The 766-nt window shown below is 32.8% G+C and carries 1 protein-coding gene; it reads right to left on the bottom strand.

The features are described 5' to 3' along the window. Positions 1 to 136 precede the first annotated feature (136 nt). A complete protein-coding gene (locus FHP04_RS14395) occupies positions 137 to 733 on the bottom strand; it encodes an RDD family protein (RefSeq protein WP_139856844.1) in 597 nt (198 codons plus the stop codon). Positions 734 to 766: the final 33 nt, after the last annotated feature.

Genomic DNA, 766 nt, shown 5'->3' with positions numbered 1-766 from the left:
ACGGTCTGGCTATGAGCAGTTGGGGTTTTTTTGCCCTAACTTTTCAGTTTAGCACTGACCTTTATTTTATTTACTTTCTTTTTATTTAAACACCTAAACCCCAATTGCTTATAGCCTTTGTTGGCATTAGTATTTTTTATTCCGTTGTATCTTTTACAACTTTAGTTTTAGATAAAAAGTCGTGAATTCCGTTTTTTACGAACAGAAATGAAAGTCGGTCAAATGGAATTAGTCGGCAAAATGTCCGAGTAATTATATCTCCGTCTGTCGGTTTTTCTCCATTCATTTTCACAACTTTTGTTTTTGTCACAAACTTCCCAATTGTCTTTTGGAATTTAATTTCCATTATTGCGTAATAAGCTATAAAGGTTCCAAAAATCAGAACGTAACCAAAAAGAGTTAAAAGTCCTTGGTCAGTTGGCTGAACAAAAATTCCGATTATAAAACTTACTATAAATGCTAAAATTAGCCATACGATAAAGTCAATTAGAAAATTTACAAATCTAATTCCCGAACCGACTACATTCGAGTCAACTTTTTGTATTTGTTCTTTTTCGACTGTTGCTTGTTCTTTTATTTTTTCAAATTCGCTTGTGTCGATATTCCGTTTTTCAATTTCAGCATCCGCAGCTTCGATTGCAGTCGGATTATAACTTTCTCTTTCGACTGTTACAATCTTAATTAATTCTTCATCTGTCCTTTCAGACATTACTTTTGCAAATTCGTTTTCCATTAGTTTGATGGTTCGTTTATATTAATGCCAACG

It is taken from the genome of Aequorivita sinensis (genome assembly GCF_006346335.1).
GTDB lineage: Bacteria > Bacteroidota > Bacteroidia > Flavobacteriales > Flavobacteriaceae > Aequorivita > Aequorivita sinensis.
This window is presented reverse-complemented; position numbering and strand designations above follow the sequence as displayed.